Consider the following 15,061-nt stretch of genomic DNA (forward strand, 5'->3'; position numbering starts at 1 on the left):
TCGGGCCTTGAGGGATTGTCCAATAAAACAAGAAAACCGGAACGCAATCACGACAACTGTCTGAAGCACAGCTATCTGAAAATTTGGAAAATTTTCAGCGAATAGCGTAGCGAGTTTTGTCGTGATAGTGTAGGTTTTCGTAGGTTTTATTAGGACAAGGTCTCACAGCCCTTGATTTTTTTCTATCTTTTTTATCAAGAAAAAAGATAAAAGAGAAAAATTATATATTCCCGCTTTTAATTGAGGTTTATAGATGAAAAAGATGCTTTCTAAAGAGGTCTAAGGTGGCGCTTAGACCAGAAGGTGCAAATCATTTTTAACCTAATTACATATTTTTTTTTTAATAAATAAAAAGGAAGCCACATCATATGGATTTTTAGTTTTACTTTGTAAAAATATACTTAGGTATGAAAAACATCCTAAAGAAAATTTATTTAGTAAAACTAAAAACTGATGTAGTTCGTGATTGAAAACTTATATAATTTTATAGATAGGACTTCTTCAAAAACAGTTTTGATTTTTGGAATTGTAATTATTTTTATCATCAATTTACTGGTATTCCCTTATTTCTCTACCTTATTTCCGGAGAATAATTTTTCTGAAAAATATATACTCGATTTAAGATTCAGTTATGATGCAGCAACTGTTTTGTATAATTTTGAGATGCTGGGTGCAATTGGACGCAATGTCTATTTTTGGTTGATATTAGTTTTTGATGTGCCTTATGCTTTTGTCTATGGTTATGTTTATGCTGCATTAATAATAATATTGTATAAAAATTATAAACCAAAGGCTGCAAAGATTTTATTTATTTTTCCCATTATAATGATGTTTTCAGATACAATAGAAAACATAGGAATAATTACAATGTTGACAACATATCCTAAAATTAATGAAACTGGTAGCGGTATATTTTCCTTTTTTACGTCATTAAAATGGCTAAGTACTATCCCAACTTTTCCGGCAATTATCTGGGGAGTTATAATGAAGTATGTATTTAAAAAATAAATATATGGTAGTAAAGCAGCTTAAAATTTGTTCTTTTTCGTTGTAATATTCACAACTATTTTAAGCACAAATTAAAATAACGGCTATTTATTTAAACCTTTATTTAAATTTTTATTATCAAAGCAAAATAACTTAGCATTCATATTAAGGTATGGGTTAAGGTCTAATTTTACTTCATCCTGATATTTTCACAGCAGAAAGTTAACCAAACACTTAAAAAATAGAGATATTTTTAATAAGTTTGTATGAAACACGGAATTGTTTTTTTATACAATTTTAGTTTTACTATATTTAAACAAAGCATTGTTTGAGTTAACGGAAAAGCCGAAATCCGTATGATAAAGAAGTAGGCATTATAATTAAATATTTATATTATGAAGAGTATCAAATTGGTATTAGGCGTTTTAGTTTTTAGTTTTTTTATGACTTCTTGTGAAGAAGCTACAGAAAGAACGGAAGAAGTAAGAGACGAAGCCGGTCAATCAGTAAAACAAACAGATGATGAAGTCCAAAAAGTCATAGATGAACTGGATTTAGATTACGTAGTAGAAGGAGCACAGGATATTATTACCTATGAGGAAGTGAATGCAGCTCAGCAGGCCTGGTGTGATGCACTTGTTGAAATTGGCAGGTTATATACAGAAGGTGGTGATTACAGAGCTTTTGCAAAGCAAGTATTAAATGACGCTTATAATTATGATCAAGGAAAAGTGTTTTTCAAGCCAACACTTGCTCATGGCGATCAAACTTTTAGAAACGATAAAGCAGGAGCTTTGGCATACTTTATTGGTGGAGACCCCAATTATCCTGATGATAAGGGGTTTGCTTTAAAACCTTGGGTAGAAGCCCGCTACGATAATGCAGGAGAAATGAATGAAGGTATTCAAATTTACGGTCCTGTAGCCATCACAATGGGAAATGTTTGGGTTAAAGATAAAGATGGGAATGAAGTAATGGTTGACAAAACCTGGGTTTTCAAAAAAGGTAAAGACGGAAATTTACGCATCATCGTTCATAAGTCTTCTTTACCATTTGATCCAAGCGCATAAATGATAAAATGATCGGCTGCAAAACTTTTTGCAGCCGGTTTTTTTTATATAAAATGGTAAAATCAAGACTTCTTTTTCAGTATCAGTAAGATTTTCTTTTTTAGACAATCCGATTGATATTAAGGAGTTGTATGCGAAAAACCTAGGACTTGAAGTAAATGAGTGGGTCTAAAGTTTTGAATTCAGAAATACAAACAGACCCGATGAAATTAATTATCTCTAAGGATCCCTTTTACGAGTGGGAGTGAGTATTTAGCCCCTTCCCAAAAGGAATTTATGATTAACTCCAGAGTTCAAAATATTGAAGGATAAGTATAAAAGCTGAGTGCAAACGGAGTGAATATAAGTGATGAGATTGAACCTCTTGAGTTTGGTAAGTTTGTTCACATAATAGATGCTGAAGGAAGTAAAATTGAACTATGGCAGCCCTATGAAAAAGTTTCTTCTGAAATAGGTAAAAAGAATACAAAATAAACTGAATTATATTCAAGAAAAATCAACAGAAATAGAAAAATTCGACCGAAAAAAACATTGGGAAAATATATATAAAACTAAAGAACTTAAAGAGGTAAGCTGGTTTCAACCCACCCCGGAGACTTCACTTGATTTTTTAAAAGAACTTAATGTTTCGATATCTGCTAAAATTATTGATATTGGTGGCGGCGATAGTTTTTTAGTTGATCATTTACTTGATTTGGGGCATCTGGATCTTACGGTTCTTGACATTTCAGAGGCAGCAATCAACAGAGCAAAAAAAAGGCTTGGGAATCATGCAAATAAAGTTAAATGGGTAGTAGCAGATGCAGCGAATTTTCAACCTGCGGAAAAATATGATTTTTGGCACGACCGAGCTGCATTTCATTTTTTAACTAATGAAAATGACATTTCAAATTATCTGCAAACTGCTCAACAGTATATCAACACTTCGGGTATTTTAGTAGTTGGTACTTTTTCTGAAAAGGGTCCAAAAAAGTGCAGTGGGATTGAAATAAAGCAATACACTGAAAACACTTTGACTGAAAGGTTTGGAAAGTTTTTTGAGAAAATAAAATGCATTACTGTTGACCACAAAACACCATTTGATACTACTCAGAATTTTGTGTTTTGTAGTTTTAAAAAGGTTTAGGTGACTAAAGGAGCACTTTGCATTGATTTCTGTATATATCATTTAAAACATAAAAAAAAGTACTTAATTTTGCTGAGAATTACTGTTTGGCAATTATGACAAGCTCATTCTTCCTTTTTTTAAAACAAATAAAATGAAAAGAATCATTTCTTTAAGCTTCATGCTTGGACTTTTAAACCTGTCAGTTTTTGCTCAAGAGCTTGATAAGGCTAAGCTGGACAGTTATTTTGAGGCACTGGAAAGCAATAATCGCTTTATGGGTAGTGTAGCAGTTTCAAAAAATGGGAATATCATTTACTCAAACACAATTGGATTTGCCGATTACGAAAACAAAATTGAGGCAAACGAAAATACGAAGTACAGAATTGGCTCAATTTCAAAGACGTTTACAGCTGTTTTAGTTTTAAAAGCAATTGAAAAGAAAAAATTAAACCTTAATCAGACTATAGAAAAGTTTTTCCCGGGCATTAAAAATGCTGAAAAAATTACCATTGAGCACTTGCTTTATCACAGAAGCGGAATTTTTAATTTTACGAATGATGAAGATTTTTTGACCTGGAATACGGTTGAAAAAACAGAATCAGAATTAGTAGAAATTATAACTAAGGGAGGCAGTGATTTTGAACCGGATGCAAAAGCAGATTACAGTAATTCCAATTATTTGCTTTTGACTTTTATTTTGGAGAAAGTATTTGAAAAATCATATGCTGAGTTGTTGGAGGAGTATATTACAAGTCCAATTCAGCTTGAAAATACTTTTTTGGGCGGGCCGATTAATATACAGAATAATGAAAGCTATTCTTACCGTTTTACCGGACATTGGGAGCCGGAAACAGAAACTGATATTTCAATCCCCTTAGGTGCCGGAGGTATCATATCCACAGCTGCTGATGTAGTTAAATTTAGCGATGCTTTGTTTAGCGGAAAACTACTTAAGGCGGAAAGTCTTAAACAAATGAAAACGTTAAAAGATAATTTTGGTATCGGATTATTTCAAATTCCGTTTTATGATTATATCGGTTTGGGGCATACCGGTGGGATAGACGGCTTCACCTCTGTATTCAGTTACTTTCCTGAAGGGAATATTTCTTATGCACTGGTTTCTAATGGAACAAATTTTAACAATAATGATATTTCTATTGCTGTTTTAAGTGCAATTTTCAATAGACCCTATGATATACCTGAATTCAATACTTATGAAGTAAATGCGGAAGATTTAGAACAATATTTAGGAGTTTATTCTTCTGTGCAATTGCAATTGAAAATAACCATTATCAAAGAAAGTAACACTCTTATTGCACAGGCAACCGGACAATCTTCATTTCCGCTTGAAGCTATGAAAAAAGATAAATTCAAGTTTGATCCTGCCGGGGTGGTTATAGAGTTTAACCCATCTGAAAATATACTCATTCTAAAGCAGGGCGGGGGAGAGTTCCCTTTTGTAAAGGAGTAATTTAGGTACTTTTTGGCATTAGAAAATCTATTAATTCTTTTGAAAGCAGAAAAGAGTCAAAATGAATATCGATAATAACTTGAAGTAAAAAGTTAATCTTTAAAAAATACTATACTAATACTAAATATATAAGATAGATTTAAGAGTTAAATTTTTAAGAACATTCTTCTTCAAGTCTTTTAGATAAACCTATACAGAGTCGAACATTAATTCGTATATTTAGTAGAATTCATCACAAAGCAGGTATTAAGAAAACGTAATCCTCTGCCTAAGGAAATTAGGAGATTTAGAAATGAAATTATACATAAAATATATGGTCAGTTTGCGATGCAAAATGATGGTAAAAGAAGAACTGGAAAAGCTTGGATTTCTAAATGTAATTATAGAATTAGGAATGGTTGAAATTTTGGACGAAGTATCAACAGAGCAGCGACAGCAATTGAAAGAGAGTCTGTTAAAATCCGGTCTTGAATTACTGGATGATAAAAAAAGCATTTTAATTGAAAAAATAAAAAATGTGATTACAGAAATGATTCACAATTCAGATGAGTTGCCAAAAGAAAAATATTCAGATTATATTAGCAAAAAATTGAATTATGATTATACATATTTAGCAAATACCTTTGCTGAAGTAAGGGGAATTACTATTCAGCAATTCATAATTATTCATAAAATTGAAAAAGTTAAAGAACTGATGCTCTATGAAGAGTTAAATCTTACTGAGATATCTTACAAAATGCATTACAGCAGTGTAGCACACCTTTCTAACCAATTTAAAAAGATAACGGGACTTTCTCCTTCTTTTTATAAACTATTAAAGAGCAAAAGAACCGAAAATCTTGAAAATATGTAAATATTTTAAATGTAAAATGAGGTTTTAGATTTTTCAGTTAAACTTTTAGTATTTCTAAGCAAACACTTTTAATCATACTCTTCTCCAAACCACACAACAGCAAATCCCTTATATAAACCGACTCCAATGGCGTTCCATTGATTTTCCCAAATGCCATCATTTACAATTACTGAATTATGACCGGGGCTATTTTTCCATCCCTCTAAAGCCACATCGGCTGTCATCTTAAAGTCACTGCAACAATCGTTTGAGCCGGCGGCAATTTCATAACCATCTCCGGTATAAGAAGTCAGCTCACGAGGTTTGTCCCACATACATTTTGCTTTTGTATGATCGTCCGTATAACAGCAAGAACTCCATTTGCCTTTATCTGACCAACTGTGTGGGTTACAAGGTTTTTTATCCGGTTTATTATAAACTAAATCCTGAACATGGGTCTGCGCTACATAAGTAAGCGATTTTGATAATGGTATATTTGGCAAGCCTTTGCTCTCTCTATACTCCATCAAGCCATTATAAAGTTTCATTTCCTCTTCAGAAAGTGATTGTGCTTGAATGTAAGAAAAGCAGGATATAAAAATAAAACAAAAAGTGAATAGTTTGATTTTAAAGATTTTCATGAAAAAACGATTATGATGTTTCAAACTATAAACGATAAAACAAAAACTAATCGTACTTAGGGATTAATTAATCAAAACATTTTAAAAATATCTACAAGTTGAGTTGTTTCTATTAGTAGTAAGATTCTAATCTAACTCGTAACTGTTATATCCCGCATTATTTTCTTGTTCGTTACAAGCTGCCTCTGCTTCGCTTACACTTGTTTTCACAAGGTCAAAAGTGATTTCACCTGCCAAAGTATCACAGGTACATTCATAAACTTCTTCTTTTACACAAGCAGTCATACTAAGTACCAATAGTGCAAAGGCAACTAACGTTAATTTTAACTTCTTCATGGTTTGCTTTATTATTTAACTAAAAATATAACTATTCCGGAAATTATTTTTTTTAAAAGGACTAAAATAAATTTATAAACAATAAAAAAAGTCTTATGTAGAACATAAGACTTTTAAATTTTTAATTTTAAGAATGATTTTAGTCCAACTCACAATTTGAATACAAAATAGATTCAAACGCTTCACAAGCATCTTCAGCATCACTTTTATTAGCATTTTCAAATTCGCCAACAACTACGCGTTCTCCTGTGCCATCTTCACAGGTGCAAGTGTAATCTTTTTTACAAGCAGTCATACTAAGACCTAATAGAGCGACTGCACCTAACATTAACTTTAAATTCTTCATGGTTTGTTTTATTAATTTTGTTAATAATATTCCAAATATAAAAAAAATTATGTTTTTTGATGATAATTAGTTTGTTTTTTTGAATTATGTTAAACAAAAAGGCCCTTTGAATTTCAAAGGGCCTTTTTTAATACATAATCTTAATGAGCTTAATCAATCTCACAGTTGGAGTAAAAAATAGACTCAACTGATTCACAAGATTCTTCAGCATCACTTTTGCTTACATTTTCGAATTCACCTACAACAACGCGTTCTCCTGTAGCATCTTCACAGGTGCAAGTGTAGTCTTTTTTGCAAGCAGTCATACTAAGACCTAAAAGTGCAACAGCACCTAACATTAACTTTAAATTCTTCATGGTTTAATTAATTAATTTGGTTAATAATGCACCAAATATCAATATTTAATATAATTAACCAAAGCTTTTAGGTAAATTTCTTATAATTAATTTTTATTTTATCAAAGAAAGTAACATATTATATTGAATTAAAGTAAAAAATATTTATATTAGTGTTTAGCTTTATAACAAGAAAAATATTCTTTTATGCATTTTGCAAGGGAAAATCCTTTAATCAGGATGATAATACCGTTTATTGCCGGTATTATTGTTTCTTCTTTTGCCATAATTGATTTTAAATTATTAATATCATTACTGTTTTTTCTTTTAGTTTCATTCGTCATTTTTCATTTTGTTTCCCGCCGTTCAGAGCTGAATTTTAAATGGAGGTTTTTGCCGGGATTATTTTTAAGTATGTTTTTATTTTTTACTGCCTGTACTATTAGTCAGTTAGTAAAACCCGAGTCTAAGAGAAACTATTTCCCCGAAGTTTATGAGAAAGAAGACATGCTTTTACTAAAGATAACTGAACTTTGGTCAGAAAGAGCCAGAAGTTATAGAACTGTAGCAGAGGTTCATGCTGTTTATAGAGATTCTGTATTTATAAATACCAGTGGAAAGGTTCTTTTATATGTTTCTAAATCAGATACTTCAGGATTGCCTGCTCCGGGAGAGTTGATGATTGCAAATGCTGATTTTCAATCTATTCCAAAGCCTACAAATCCTCATAATTTTGACTTTCACAAATTCATGGCCTCTCAGGGAGTTTATTATCAAATGTTTTTAAATGAAAATCAATTTTTAACTCCCGAAATCCAACCTCAGAAAAAGTCCATTATTTACCGAATTTTGTCTTTAAGGAAATACCTTTTAAATCAATTAGAAAATGTTTTTGATAGTTCCGTAGATTTGGCTGTTGCATCTGCTTTATTATTAGGATATAGAGATAATATTGATCCGGAATTAAGAGAGGCATATGCGGCTTCCGGAGCTATGCATATACTTGCTGTTTCTGGCTTACACGTTGGAATCATCTTTATCTTTTTTAAATACTTCACCTCTTTTTTAACCCGATTTAAATACGGAAACCTAATCCGGGCTTTGATAATAATCAGCTTAATTTGGTTGTTTGCAGTATTGACGGGTTTAGCACCCTCTGTTCGAAGAGCTTCCACTATGTTTACGATGATAACCATAGCTACTTTAGTTTCCGGAAAATCCTCTATTTACAATACTATAGCCGGTAGCGCATTGTTTCTTATGATTATAGATCCGGCTTTATTGTTTTCAATTGGTTTTCAACTTTCTTATTCCGCGGTAATTTCTATCATAGCTTTTCAACCGAAACTGTATTCAATTTTTCAGTTTAATAATGTAATTGCCGATAAAGCATGGGCGCTTACTACAGTTTCTATTGCTGCTCAATTGGGTACAGCTCCAATCAGTCTTTACTTTTTCAATATTTTTCCAAACTATTTTATTCTGACAAACCTGATTGTAATTCCTGCAGCCAGTTTGATTTTATATACAGGAATGCTATTTTTTCTGTTTCATCCGCTTATCTGGATAGGGGAAGCGGTCGGATTTGTTTTAAAATTGCTGGTTTCTGCTTTGAATGCGAGTGTTTTTCAAATTCGGCAACTTCCTTATTCTGTAACTGAAAATATCATCCTTCTACCCTGGGAGCCTTTTTTATTTATAGGCATGCTGTTTATTTTATACAGAATGTTTACTTTTTCATTTAAACCGGCTTTAGTTTTGTTTTTTGTTGCTCTCATGCTTTTCCAAACCGGAAGACTCTCCAGTGACAAGCTTGCCGAAAACAATACTTTTTTGAGAGTTTATGACACCGGGTCGCAATTTTGGTTAGAAGTTCGCAAAGGTAAAGTAAGCTATTTATTTGCATATACAAATCCGGAGGAATGTCAGGCCTACGATTTTAATGTTTTCCCGGCAGTGATGAAAGGTGGAGTATCAGATAAATTTCATCAAAAAGTAACGGATAAAAATCAGCTATTTACTTTTGCCGGTTATAATGTTTTACTTTTTGACAGCGTATTTTACAACACTTATGATTTAAGCTTATTGCCGGAAATAGATTTGCTGATTGTCGGACCGGTAAACCGCTTACCCATAAATCAAATAGTTGATAACAAAATACCTCAAAAAATCATCTTTTCGTCCACATTTAGTTATTTCCGTTCACTTAGCTGGCAGGAAATATGCAATGAAAATGATTGGCCCTGTCATTTTACAAACCTCTCCGGTGCCATTACTTTTTTTCCTGAAAAAAATAAACTGACAATATTTAATAATTAGGAATTACCTTTTGATAAAGTATGGTTTCATACCTCTTATTCCCATGTCGACAACGAATTCGCCTTCAAGGGGTTCCCAAATGCCATTATCATTATTGTCAACCCATTCAAAGCTGTTATTAACAGATAGAGAAACATACACGTCTATATCATTTGTTTCATTTCCGCTAATACTTAAAGTTTCAGCAAAAATACCGGTTACCAGGCAAGATCCGGGAGGTATAGGGGAGGTGGCGGCTAATGGATTAGGTACAGTTGTAACCGGAGCAGAACCGGAATCAACAGAAAAAGTCGTTTCAAATGCCCAAAAACCTTGAGACCTGTTTCCATAAACGTTCATTTTTTCATCTTTTATTTTTATTTCTTCCAGATAGTTATTATAGCCTAAAAAGGATGCCAAAGTACCTGTAAGATTGATATTCATAGCACTTAAAGCCACATCAAATTTTTGATATGCTAAAGAAACCCTTATATAATCATAGTTTCCGTTTTTAACATCTTTGAGTGGAATAGAAAAAAACACTTCATTGTTTCCGGCAAAATTTAATTTATTAAATTCAATTGCCAGGCTACCACCTTTTTCTGTATCATGACTTTGATATACGACTTCTCCTTCTCCAATTTGAGTAAACATGGTAGGAGTCAGCTCAATATAATGAGCAGCCATAGTTTCAATCTGTGGGGTTTGTGCTGCATGTCCATCCGGAATAGGAGATGGTTGACCTAAATTATCTAATCTTTGCTGATTTTCATCAAACACAAAAATAAAGTTCAGCATGGGCTCGTCTTTGTCTTTGTTACAGGCTGTAAAAAGAAATACTGAGAACATCAACAAACAAATATTACGTAAATTCATAGGATTTAATTTAATGTATAAAACTAACTAAAAAAACACAGTTCCAAAAATTATACCGAAATCTGATATTAAGTTTTTTAAATTAAGTTAAATGCAACATGATTATAAGTTTTCATTTTGCATAATTATTTTAGCCAATGCTCCGGCATGTATTTCGTGTTTTCCGGGATGTTGCAGATATTTGAATGGGATATCTTTTTTTTGCAAGCTTTCTTTTTCTAACTGAATTAATGACTCAGGAAGTATATTATCCTCCATTCCACCTACAATCGTAAGCGTAGTTTTTTCATTAAATAACTTCACCGCTTTGTTCCAGTTGATATCATAAGCCAGACTGCCGGACCAAAGTATCAGTTGTTTTATTTTTCTTTTGGTAGAGAGGTTAAATCTCATAGCAGTAGCTGCTCCCTGAGAAAATCCCAGTATTATAATGTCCGGTTTATTTTTTAAATTTGCAATTAGGGTTTTTAACAAATTATCCAGATAAATTCTGTAGTCATTTATTTCATTTTCCCTGTCTTCTTTTGTCATCCAACTTGCTACAGCTTTGCCTTTTCCGCCTTTTAAATAAAATCGGCTCAAGCCTTCCGGAGCAACAATATACCTGTCTTTATGCTGAATCCATTTGAAATTTTGAATAAATTCTTCAGCGAGTTGTCCATACCCATGCAATACTAACCAAATTTCTTTAGCGGTAGATAAACTACCCAGGGTATAATAACGGGCTGTTTTGGTAGTCTGAAGGTGATTAAGCTTGATTTTCATTTTTATTCATTACTTACTTGTTTACAATAAGCCGCAATTAACTAAAAAATTTTATTATTGTCTATTAAAATTATGCAGGAAAGTATTATTACCACACTTTTATTACCTTTTTCATTAGCAATTATCATGCTAGGAATGGGGATGTCCCTTGAGCTTAAAGATTTTAAACGAATAGCCGGTTATCCCGGATTAGTTTTATTAGGGTTGCTAAATCAATTGATATTGCTGCCGGTGATAGCTTTTAGCATTGCTATTTTGTTTGCTATGCCCCCGGAGTTTGCTGTGGGAATGATGATTCTGGCATGCTGTCCCGGTGGCGCTACTTCCAATCTGATAACTCATCTGGCAAAAGGCAATACGGCGCTGTCAATAACTCTTACAGCTTTTAGCAGTTTGATTATAGTTTTAAGTATCCCCTTAATACTGGAGTTTTCTTTAGATTATTTTTTAGGTCTGGACAGAACTGTTCAAATTAATTTTAAAGACACAGTTCTTCAGATTTTTTTCATAGTTGTTTTGCCCGTTATTATAGGTATGTTTATTCGTAAACGCAATTTATATTTAGTAAATAGACTGGAAAAACCGGTGAAAATATTTTCTGCCCTAATACTGGCTGTAGTTATTTTTGGTGCTATATTAGCCAATCATGCAATTATTGCAGATGCTTTTGTAAAAGTTGGTTTGCCGGTCATTATTTTGAACATTTCTACTATGCTAATTGGCTTTTATTTATGCACTATTTTTTTTGGCAATTTTAAGGATAGTGCTACTATCAGTATAGAGTCCGGTATTCAAAACGGAACGCTTGCAATTTATATCGCCCTAACTATTTTGGAGCAGGAAGTTTTCTCTATAGTTCCTGCAATTTACAGCTTGTTCATGTTTATCAGCGGAACAGCTTCTATTTTTATTTTTTCTGTTAAGATTCGTAAGTAAAAACAATTATAGGCTTTATTTAAATACATTTAAAACATAGGTTTTTCTGAACAGAAAAATGTAATTTTGTGTTCGATTGTTTGATGGTTTTAAAATAAAATTTTGCAATTAGCATTTATATTCTAAGCAAACGAAAACGCTTACTTTTTAAACAATAATTGCCAAAATGCATAAAAATAATTAGAATGAAAAAAATGCATATTATCGCTCTACTCATGATTGCTGCCTCTATGGGAGTTATAATTACAATGGTAGGGGATTTTAGTAGATATGCCGTATTTGCTGATGCACATTCCGAAGATGGCAGAGAATTTCATGTAGTGGGTGAATTGATAAAAGAAGATCAAATGCATTATGATCCCTTAACCGATGCGAATTTATTTTCTTTTTGGATGAAAGATAGAGCAGGAGATGAAAGACAGGTAGTTTTCAGAGGAACTAAGCCCCAGGATTTTGAAATGACTGAAGAGATTGTTTTGACAGGCAAAATGGTAGGTGAAAAGTTTCATGCTTCAAAAATTTTAATGAAATGCCCGTCAAAATATATTGAAGACGAGTTTGAATTTACAGAGGTTAAAGCATCTTATTAATGGATATTCAATACGCTGGAGAGGCTTTAATGCCGGGTTATTTAGGACGATTTTTTGTTGTTCTGGCTTTTGTAGCAGCCTTATTTGCGGCTGTTTCTTATTTTTTTAGTGAAAAGTCTGAGGTCGAAGACCAAAAAAATAGCTGGAAGTGGTTGGGCAGAATTGGATTTGGTCTCCACGGAATTGGTGTTTTTGGTATAGTTGGTGTACTTTTTTATCTTATTAATAATCATCATTTTGAATATATTTATGTTTGGAAGCACTCATCTCTCGAGTTGCCAAAGCAGTACCTACTTGCCTGTTTTTGGGAAGGACAGGAAGGCAGTTTTCTACTTTGGTCTTTTTGGCATGTAATTCTTGGCTTTGTATTAATTTTTTCCACAAAAAAGTGGGAAGCTCCTGTAATGATGGTAGTAGCTATCACTCAGCTTATATTAGCTTCTATGCTTCTTGGAATCCATGTGTTTGATTATAAGGTGGGCAGTAATCCATTTATACTTTTAAGAGAAGAAATGGATGCTCCAATCTTTGCTTTGGCAAATTATCTTGACTTTATAGAAGATGGTAACGGTCTGAACCCCTTATTGCAGAATTATTGGATGGTTATTCATCCGCCCGTCTTGTTTGTTGGCTTTGCTGCATCTGTTGTTCCCTTTGCCTACTCTATAGCTGCGCTTTGGAGAAGAGATTATAAAAGTTGGGTAAAGCCGGTTTTGCCATGGGCTATATTTACTTCTTTTTCTCTGGGAATGGGGATTTTAATGGGTGGTGCCTGGGCATATGAATCTTTGAGTTTTGGTGGTTTCTGGGCCTGGGATCCTGTGGAGAATGCTTCTTTAGTACCCTGGCTGACTATTATAGCAGGAATACATGCATTAGTAATTTACAAAAGCAGCGGATATGCCTTAAAAAGCACCTTCGTACTCTTAATCATCACTTTTATTCTCATTCTTTATTCGTCATTTTTAACCCGTAGTGGTATTTTAGGTGATACTTCAGTACATTCTTTCACCGATTTGGGTATGTCCGGTCAGTTGTTGACCTTTATTTTTGTATTTCTGATAATGGGTATTGCTTTATTGATTTACCGTTGGAAAGAGCTACCGGAGAAAAAAGATGAAGAAAAGTTTTCAAGTCGTGAGTTTTGGATGTTTGTGGGTATACTCGTGTTGATTCTGGCTTCTGTTCAAATAACAATTACAACATCAATTCCGGTTTTTAATGCAATTTTTGGTACTAACTGGGCTCCCCCAACGGATGTTATAGGACACTATAATTCTATACAAATATGGGTGGGTATTATTGTTCTGATTTTTACTGGTTTTACACAGTTTTTGCGTTACAAGAAAACGAGTGCATCAAAAGCAACTAAAAGTATTGCCATAGGAATTTTGATTAGTACCATTTTAACTGTCTTAATTGCAATAGGAGCCCGCATTTCCGGTCCGGATTATTTGTTGCTTTTATTCGCAGCTATTTATGCTATAGTTGGGAATCTTCACTACATGATAAAAGTGATAAAGGGAAAAATCCTTGTTTCGGGTGGCAGTGTAGCTCACCTTGGGTTTGGTTTCTTAATCCTCGGGGTTTTGATTTCTAATTATAATAATGAAGTAATTTCACTAAACAGAAGCGGAATTGATTTTGGAGATAGCTTTGATGACGAAAGTAAATTAAAAAACATACTTTTAAGAAGGGATATGCCTGTTCCTATGGGACCATATGAAGTAACATATTTAGGAGACAGTACTTCGGGGCCGAATATCTATTATAAAGTTAATTACAAGCGAATAGATAAAGAGACAGGTCAGGTTTTAGAAGAGTTTAATTTGTTTCCGAATGCTCAGATAAATCCGGAGATGGGTGGCTTGATTTCTAACCCTTCAACCAGGCATTACCTTACCCGTGATATTTTTACGCATGTTACTTCAGTTCCCGACAAAACAAAAATTGAAGAACTGAAAGATGAATGGGAAGAAATAAAAATTTCGCTGGGAGATACTTTTTTTACAGCTAGAAGTTTTGCCATACTGGAAAATATAAACCCGCAACCTACGCATCCTAATTATGAAAAGATTAGCGGAGATTTACCTATCGGTGCAAGAATACGTTTTCGAACTTTGGAAGGTGCTGAATACCTGGCCGAGCCTTTATTTGTGATTAGAGGTAACAGAGTGATTTTTGTAGAAGACGAGGTGATGCCTTTAAGTATACAAATTCGTTTACAGGATGTATTACCGGAAGAAGAGAAGTTTGTGATAGCTTTTTGGGAGGAAGATTTCGAAAATGATTTTATCATCATGAAAGCTATGATTTTCCCTTACATAAATTTACTTTGGCTGGGATGTATTCTCATGCTGCTGGGCTTTTTACTAAGTTGGATAAAAAGATATACAGACAACAGAAGGGATCAAAGAAAGCTTAAGTCTGCGTAAACTGTTTTTCTATTTGTATTTTAGACTTTTCATTT

At 33.1% G+C, this 15,061-nt stretch carries 14 protein-coding genes and 1 pseudogene; 10 read left to right on the forward strand and 5 right to left on the reverse strand.

Translation table 11 applies throughout. The annotated features are described in order from the left end of the window. The first annotated feature begins 462 nt into the window (after positions 1-462). From EA412_03865 to EA412_03890, 6 genes and pseudogenes are all read left to right on the forward strand, one after another. Positions 463-1,008, forward strand: coding sequence for a hypothetical protein (locus EA412_03865; GenBank protein TVR80965.1), 546 nt, complete (start codon positions 463-465; stop codon positions 1,006-1,008). 374 nt (positions 1,009-1,382) lie between these two features. Beyond that, positions 1,383-2,057 carry a hypothetical protein gene (locus EA412_03870; protein TVR80966.1) on the forward strand — a complete coding sequence of 225 codons (675 nt, stop codon included), beginning with the start codon at positions 1,383-1,385 and terminating at the stop codon, positions 2,055-2,057. 61 nt (positions 2,058-2,118) lie between these two features. Then, positions 2,119-2,531 (forward strand): annotated as a pseudogene (locus EA412_03875) (VOC family protein). A 31-nt stretch (positions 2,532-2,562) separates the two neighbouring features. Further along, positions 2,563-3,183, forward strand: a complete 621-nt coding sequence (locus EA412_03880) for a class I SAM-dependent methyltransferase (protein ID TVR80967.1) — start codon at positions 2,563-2,565, stop codon at positions 3,181-3,183. A 133-nt stretch (positions 3,184-3,316) separates the two neighbouring features. Then, positions 3,317-4,636, forward strand: coding sequence for a class A beta-lactamase-related serine hydrolase (locus EA412_03885; protein TVR80968.1), 1,320 nt, complete (start codon positions 3,317-3,319; stop codon positions 4,634-4,636). A 292-nt stretch (positions 4,637-4,928) separates the two neighbouring features. Continuing rightward, the gene (locus tag EA412_03890) at positions 4,929-5,489 is read left to right on the forward strand and encodes an AraC family transcriptional regulator (GenBank protein ID TVR80969.1); all 561 of its coding nucleotides are present in this window, start codon (positions 4,929-4,931) and stop codon (positions 5,487-5,489) included. A 68-nt stretch (positions 5,490-5,557) separates the two neighbouring features. Here EA412_03890 and EA412_03895 read toward each other — a convergent pair whose 3' ends face one another. The 3 genes from EA412_03895 to EA412_03905 all read right to left on the reverse strand — a co-directional run bounded on the left by EA412_03895 (position 5,558) and on the right by EA412_03905 (position 7,129). Further along, positions 5,558-6,109: a CAP domain-containing protein gene (locus tag EA412_03895; protein TVR80970.1), complete on the reverse strand. Its 552-nt coding sequence runs from the start codon at positions 6,107-6,109 to the stop codon at positions 5,558-5,560. 475 nt (positions 6,110-6,584) lie between these two features. Further along, on the reverse strand, positions 6,585-6,791 hold the full coding sequence (locus tag EA412_03900) for a hypothetical protein (GenBank protein TVR80971.1): 207 nt from the start codon (positions 6,789-6,791) through the stop codon (positions 6,585-6,587). Positions 6,792-6,940: 149 nt separating this feature from the next. Further along, entirely contained in the window at positions 6,941-7,129 is a 189-nt protein-coding gene (locus tag EA412_03905; protein TVR80972.1) for a hypothetical protein, read from the reverse strand. 204 nt (positions 7,130-7,333) lie between these two features. Between EA412_03905 and EA412_03910 the strand changes: the two genes are divergently transcribed. Further along, positions 7,334-9,445 carry a ComEC family competence protein gene (locus tag EA412_03910; protein TVR80973.1) on the forward strand — a complete coding sequence of 704 codons (2,112 nt, stop codon included), beginning with the start codon at positions 7,334-7,336 and terminating at the stop codon, positions 9,443-9,445. 3 nt (positions 9,446-9,448) lie between these two features. Here the strand turns inward: EA412_03910 and EA412_03915 are convergent, their stop codons facing one another. Together EA412_03915 and EA412_03920 are read right to left on the reverse strand one after the other, a co-directional pair. Next, complete coding sequence (locus EA412_03915; GenBank protein ID TVR80974.1) at positions 9,449-10,300, reverse strand: hypothetical protein; 852 nt, start codon at positions 10,298-10,300, stop codon at positions 9,449-9,451. A gap of 102 nt (positions 10,301-10,402) precedes the next feature. Beyond that, a complete protein-coding gene (locus EA412_03920; protein TVR80975.1) occupies positions 10,403-11,065 on the reverse strand; it encodes a hypothetical protein in 663 nt (220 codons plus the stop codon). Between the two features lie 72 nt (positions 11,066-11,137). Here EA412_03920 and EA412_03925 point away from each other — a divergent pair, with 72 nt between their 5' ends. From EA412_03925 to EA412_03935, 3 genes are all read left to right on the forward strand, one after another. Then, positions 11,138-12,001: a bile acid:sodium symporter family protein gene (locus EA412_03925; protein ID TVR80976.1), complete on the forward strand. Its 864-nt coding sequence runs from the start codon at positions 11,138-11,140 to the stop codon at positions 11,999-12,001. 185 nt (positions 12,002-12,186) lie between these two features. Continuing rightward, entirely contained in the window at positions 12,187-12,591 is a 405-nt protein-coding gene (locus EA412_03930; GenBank protein ID TVR80977.1) for a cytochrome c maturation protein CcmE, read from the forward strand. Next, complete coding sequence (locus EA412_03935) at positions 12,591-15,026, forward strand: cytochrome C biogenesis protein (GenBank protein TVR80978.1); 2,436 nt, start codon at positions 12,591-12,593, stop codon at positions 15,024-15,026. The genes EA412_03930 and EA412_03935 overlap by 1 nt, the downstream gene beginning before the upstream one ends. Positions 15,027-15,061 lie beyond the last annotated feature (35 nt).

It is taken from the genome of Chitinophagaceae bacterium (genome assembly GCA_007695095.1).
Taxonomy (GTDB): domain Bacteria; phylum Bacteroidota; class Bacteroidia; order Chitinophagales; family REEL01; genus REEL01.

Excerpts from the sequence above, each read along its gene's own strand:
- EA412_03870 (TVR80966.1), top strand. The coding sequence starts at position 1,383 with ATGAAGAGTATCAAATTGGTATTAGGCGTTTTAGTTTTTAGTTTTTTT.
- EA412_03885 (TVR80968.1), top strand. The coding sequence starts at position 3,317 with ATGAAAAGAATCATTTCTTTAAGCTTCATGCTTGGACTTTTAAACCTG.
- EA412_03890 (TVR80969.1), top strand. The coding sequence starts at position 4,929 with ATGAAATTATACATAAAATATATGGTCAGTTTGCGATGCAAAATGATG.
- EA412_03895 (TVR80970.1), bottom strand. The coding sequence starts at position 6,109 with ATGAAAATCTTTAAAATCAAACTATTCACTTTTTGTTTTATTTTTATA.
- EA412_03900 (TVR80971.1), bottom strand. The coding sequence starts at position 6,791 with ATGAAGAATTTAAAGTTAATGTTAGGTGCAGTCGCTCTATTAGGTCTT.
- EA412_03905 (TVR80972.1), bottom strand. The coding sequence starts at position 7,129 with ATGTTAGGTGCTGTTGCACTTTTAGGTCTTAGTATGACTGCTTGCAAA.
- EA412_03910 (TVR80973.1), top strand. The coding sequence starts at position 7,334 with ATGCATTTTGCAAGGGAAAATCCTTTAATCAGGATGATAATACCGTTT.
- EA412_03915 (TVR80974.1), bottom strand. The coding sequence starts at position 10,300 with ATGAATTTACGTAATATTTGTTTGTTGATGTTCTCAGTATTTCTTTTT.
- EA412_03920 (TVR80975.1), bottom strand. The coding sequence starts at position 11,065 with ATGAAAATCAAGCTTAATCACCTTCAGACTACCAAAACAGCCCGTTAT.
- EA412_03925 (TVR80976.1), top strand. The coding sequence starts at position 11,138 with ATGCAGGAAAGTATTATTACCACACTTTTATTACCTTTTTCATTAGCA.
- EA412_03930 (TVR80977.1), top strand. The coding sequence starts at position 12,187 with ATGAAAAAAATGCATATTATCGCTCTACTCATGATTGCTGCCTCTATG.
- EA412_03935 (TVR80978.1), top strand. The coding sequence starts at position 12,591 with ATGGATATTCAATACGCTGGAGAGGCTTTAATGCCGGGTTATTTAGGA.